Annotated in this window: 4 protein-coding genes; 1 reads left to right on the forward strand and 3 read right to left on the reverse strand. The window is 68.2% G+C overall.

Going from position 1 to position 4,084, the window contains the following annotated elements:
* Positions 1–34: 34 nt before the first annotated feature.
* Both P409_RS28315 and P409_RS28320 read right to left on the reverse strand, forming a co-directional pair.
* Positions 35–556 (reverse strand): MarR family winged helix-turn-helix transcriptional regulator, encoded by a 522-nt coding sequence (locus tag P409_RS28315; protein ID WP_152613587.1) that lies wholly within the window; start codon positions 554–556, stop codon positions 35–37.
* A 57-nt stretch (positions 557–613) separates the two neighbouring features.
* Positions 614–1,930, reverse strand: a complete 1,317-nt coding sequence (locus P409_RS28320; RefSeq protein WP_034846293.1) for an NAD(P)/FAD-dependent oxidoreductase — start codon at positions 1,928–1,930, stop codon at positions 614–616.
* A 436-nt stretch (positions 1,931–2,366) separates the two neighbouring features.
* Between P409_RS28320 and P409_RS28325 the strand changes: the two genes are divergently transcribed.
* Positions 2,367–3,533 (forward strand): porin, encoded by a 1,167-nt coding sequence (locus P409_RS28325; protein WP_034846295.1) that lies wholly within the window; start codon positions 2,367–2,369, stop codon positions 3,531–3,533.
* A gap of 156 nt (positions 3,534–3,689) precedes the next feature.
* On the opposite strand, the gene P409_RS28330 is transcribed toward P409_RS28325, so the two are convergent.
* Positions 3,690–4,084: adenine deaminase C-terminal domain-containing protein (locus P409_RS28330; RefSeq protein WP_034846297.1), on the reverse strand; the 395-nt coding region annotated here is incomplete at its 5' end.

The following is a 4,084-nucleotide window of genomic DNA, read 5'->3' on the forward strand; positions in this document are numbered from 1 at the left end:
GAGGGGGGACTAAAAAGAAGACAAGCCGGAGAGGTCAGTCGCCCACCGGCGCCTGCTCGACATGGCCGACATAGACCTTGCGCAGGATGCGCAGCAGATCGGCCTGCTCCGCCACGCTCAGCATCGAGAAGAACTCGGCGGATTGGCGGCGGGCGACGGCACGCACCTGCTCGGCCAGGCGGCGGCCCTTGCCGGTCAGGTACAGCTCGCGCGCCCGCCGCTCCTCCGGCGCGATCTTCTGCTCGATGAGGCCGGCCTGCTGCATCTGGTCCAGGAGCCGGCCCATCGCCGAGCGGTCCTTCAGGATGAAATGCGCCAGCACCGAGGGCCGGATGCCGGGATTGCGGCCGACCAGCAGCAGCGTCGAGATCTTGCCGGTGCCGCCGGCCACCTGCAGCGGTTCCATCTGCCCGTCCAGGTCGCGGCTGACCAGCAGGTTGACCGTGCGGACGTAGAAGCTGAGCAGGTCGGTGAAGATGTCGAAGTCGATGTCCGAGAAGTCGATCGTCTTCGGGATCTGCGGATTGCGCCGCGGCCGGGCTCGGCCATCGCTCATGGCGGGCATCGCCGTCCTTGGTTTCGCTGGGGTGGGTCACGTCGAGGGTCCGCATGGTCAGAAAGGCGGCGGGTCGAGGCCGTCGCGGCGGGCGGAGCGCTGGTCGCGGATCCGCGACCAGGCCAGCATGACGCGGGGCATGAAGCGCATATAGGCGGGGGCGCGCTGCAGCGTCTCGACCGGCAAGGCGAGGTCCTGCGGCTTCGTGCCGGTCGCCCACTCCGCCAGCACCGTGCCCATCATCGTGCCGGTCGGCACGCCGCGGCCGGAATAGCCGAGCGAGGCGACCACGCCCGGCGCCAGGCCGTAGAGCCGCGGGAAGGTGCGCGGCTGCATGTCGAGCGCGCCGGTCCAGCTGTACTGGAACTCGATGTCGCCGAGCTGCGGCAGCAGCCATTGCAGCTTGCGGCGCATCAGATCGTGGGTATAGGCCGCGTCGGTGCCGCGCTTGCCCTCGACGAACAGCGAGGTCACCAGCCGCCCGTCCTTGTCGTATTTCCAGATCGAGATGTCGCGCCGGCTGTCGACCACCGTGTTGTTCTCCGGCGCGATGGTGCGGCGGACATTGTCGCCCAGCGGCTGGGTGGCCAGCACGGCGACGCCGAGCCGGGCGAAGCTCTGCTCCAGCCCCGGCCAGTAGCCGTCGGTATAGGCGCCGGTGCCGCACACCACCTTGTCGGCGAGGACGGATCCCGTCGGCGTCTCCACCCGCCAGCGCCCGCCCTGCGGCCGGATGGCGATGACCGGCGACCGGGTGAAGACCCGGGCGCCGCGCGACATCGCCGCCCGCGCGAGGCCGCGGGCATAGCCGAGCGGATTGAGATGCCCGCCCTCCGGATGGATCCAGCCGCCGCAGAAGCGCGGCGACCCGGTCAGGCGCTGGGCCTCGTCGCGGTCCAGCATCCGCGTGGCCTTGCCGACCGCCGCATACTCCCGGCACCGCCGCTCCAGCTTCGCCAGGGCGGCGGTGGCGTGGGCGGCGTGGATATAGCCGGTCTGCACCGCCTCGCAGTCGATGCCATAGCGGCGGATGATGTCGAAGACCAGGTTGGCGGCGTTGGTCTGCCGCTCGATCAGCCGTTCGGCGAAGGGCTCGCCCAGGATGCGCCGGACGGTCGCGATCTCATGGACATGGAAGGTCGGGGTGCAGTGGCCGGCGTTGCGGCCGGAGCCGCCATGGCCGATCTGCTGCGCCTCCAGCACCACCGCGCCGACGCCGCGCTCGCCGAGATGCAGCGCGGTGGACAGGCCGGTGTAGCCGGCGCCGATGACGCAGACCGGCGCGTCGACAGTTCCGTCCAACGCCGAAGTCTCCGGCGCCGGGGCCGCCGTGGCGTACCACAGCGACGGTTCGAGCGGTGTCCTGTGTATCATTTCCTCCCCGTTCCGGAAGAACTGACACAATTCCGATCGAGGAAGGCCATGTGCCGATTTTCGGCACATCATGCCTTCTTTTTCACCATTCCACGATCGCGCGGCACGCATCCGAATGATCGTCAGTCCGACACTGGACAATCATTCGATCGTTTCTTGGGAACCTGGATTTTGATTGTGATCGTCCATTATGGACGGAGTCAAGCGTTAAGTCCGGCAAATGTGCAACAGCGGGTCCGGTCGCGACCCGGCGCGGGCGGTCGGAGGTGTGTCCTTCCGGCCACGGATCCCGGCCAAGCTCGAAATATACATTTTTGTATGTATGTGACGATCAAAGCGCAGGCCTACGGTTCCGGTCGTCGCGGAGACCGGCCGACACGGCCATTGAGCCGGCCCGACCGTGCCTCCGGCGACACGGACCCTGGGAGGGAAAAGCATGAAGCAGGTCCTGCTGGGCGGTACGGCGCTGGCCGCTGCCGCCTTGATCGGTGCGATGCCGGCCTCGGCCGCCGATCAGAACGTGACGTCCGGGCTGCAGCTGAAGATCAGCGGATTCATCGCCGCGCAATCCGCCCTGGTGCTGACCGACACCCAGCACTCGAGCTTCGACCGCGACTATGATTTCCAGAGCGATGCGCGGCTGATCTTCGACGTCAAGAACGTCACCGATTCCGGCCTCGAATACGGCGGCCGCATCCGCTTCGACTCGATCAACCGGCGCGACAATGTCGAGGTCTCGCGCGTCTACGCCTATGTGAAGGGCAGCTTCGGCACGATCACCTTCGGCGACGCGCCGACCATCGCCGACGATTTCGGCTATGTCTACGCGCATGACGAGCTGGCCGGGGACATCGGCGCCGGCGGCGGCGATTTCGGCGACCTGCTGGACGGCGACTTCCCGCTCGGCGGCGGCAACTTCTACTCGATCGACCCGACCTATCTCGGCGGCCTGACCAACCAGGACACCCGCATCAAGTATACCTCGCCGACGCTCAGCGGCTTCAGCTTCGGCGTCGACTTCACCCCGGTGGTGGGCGGCGCGACCCATGCCGGCAATGGCGGCCGCAACGACCTGATCAACGACGCCAGCACGCTGTACGAGAACGTCGTCACCGGCGGCGTGAACTGGGAGGGCGACATCGGCGGCGGCGTCGATCTCCGGCTCGCCGCCACGGCTGCCTACGGCAACGGCGTCTCCACCGACAACAATCCGGAGCATCACGACCTCGAGGCCTATACCCTCGGCGGCCGGGTCAAGTCGGGCGGCATCGCCGCCAGCGTGGACTGGACTCATTATTCGAGCCTGTACCTGACCAGCAAGTCGGTGGACTCGGTGGTCGGCGATGTCAGCTACACCTGGGGCCCGTTCCTGGCCTCGCTGTCCTACGGCTATACCTGGGCCGGCAGCAACAACGGCCTGGTGCAACCCTACACCAACGCGACGGACCTGAAGGACAACCACCTCGCCGGCGCGAACCTGACCTACACGATCGCCCCGGGCCTCAACACCTATGCGGAGGTGATCTACGAGAAGCAGAACTTCCGCGTGGGCAAGGATTTCGAGAACGCCAACCTGCTGACCGGCCTCAACGTGGCCTTCTGAGGCCCGGATCGAGCCGTTCCGGCGGGGACATGGATGACCGGATGCGACCGACCGCTTCCAACGGCCTCTGTCTCTTTCCCTCCTAGGCTGCGATCGTGTCCGGCCGGTGGGGATGCGTGGTCTGCCCACCACGCATCCCCATTTTCATGACCGGCGTCAGCGGGCGGCGGCCAGCGGCCGGATCTCGCCGGTGCTGCCGTCGGCCAGGCCCAGATCGGTGACATGCGGCCCGGGGTTGCAGGCCAGGCTGGCGCCGACCACCGCCTTGAAGGTGCGGTAGGGCGGCTGCCAGTCGGCGATCCGGCCGGCCGCCGCCTTCACCGCGGCGAAATCGGCCGCCACCTCCGCCGCCGGGGCGTCGGACAGGAGGCCGCAGACCGGGAGAGCCACCTGCGCGGTCACCGCGCCGCCCTCGGCCACCGCCATGCCGCCGCCGGCCGCGATCACCGCATTGGCCGCCGCCGCCATGTCGGCCGGGTCGCGGCCGAACACGGTCAGGTTGTGGCTGTCATGCGAGACCGTGGTGGCCAGCGCGCCGCGCCAATGGCCCC

The organism is Inquilinus limosus MP06 (assembly GCF_000767795.1).
Taxonomy (GTDB): domain Bacteria; phylum Pseudomonadota; class Alphaproteobacteria; order DSM-16000; family Inquilinaceae; genus Inquilinus; species Inquilinus limosus_E.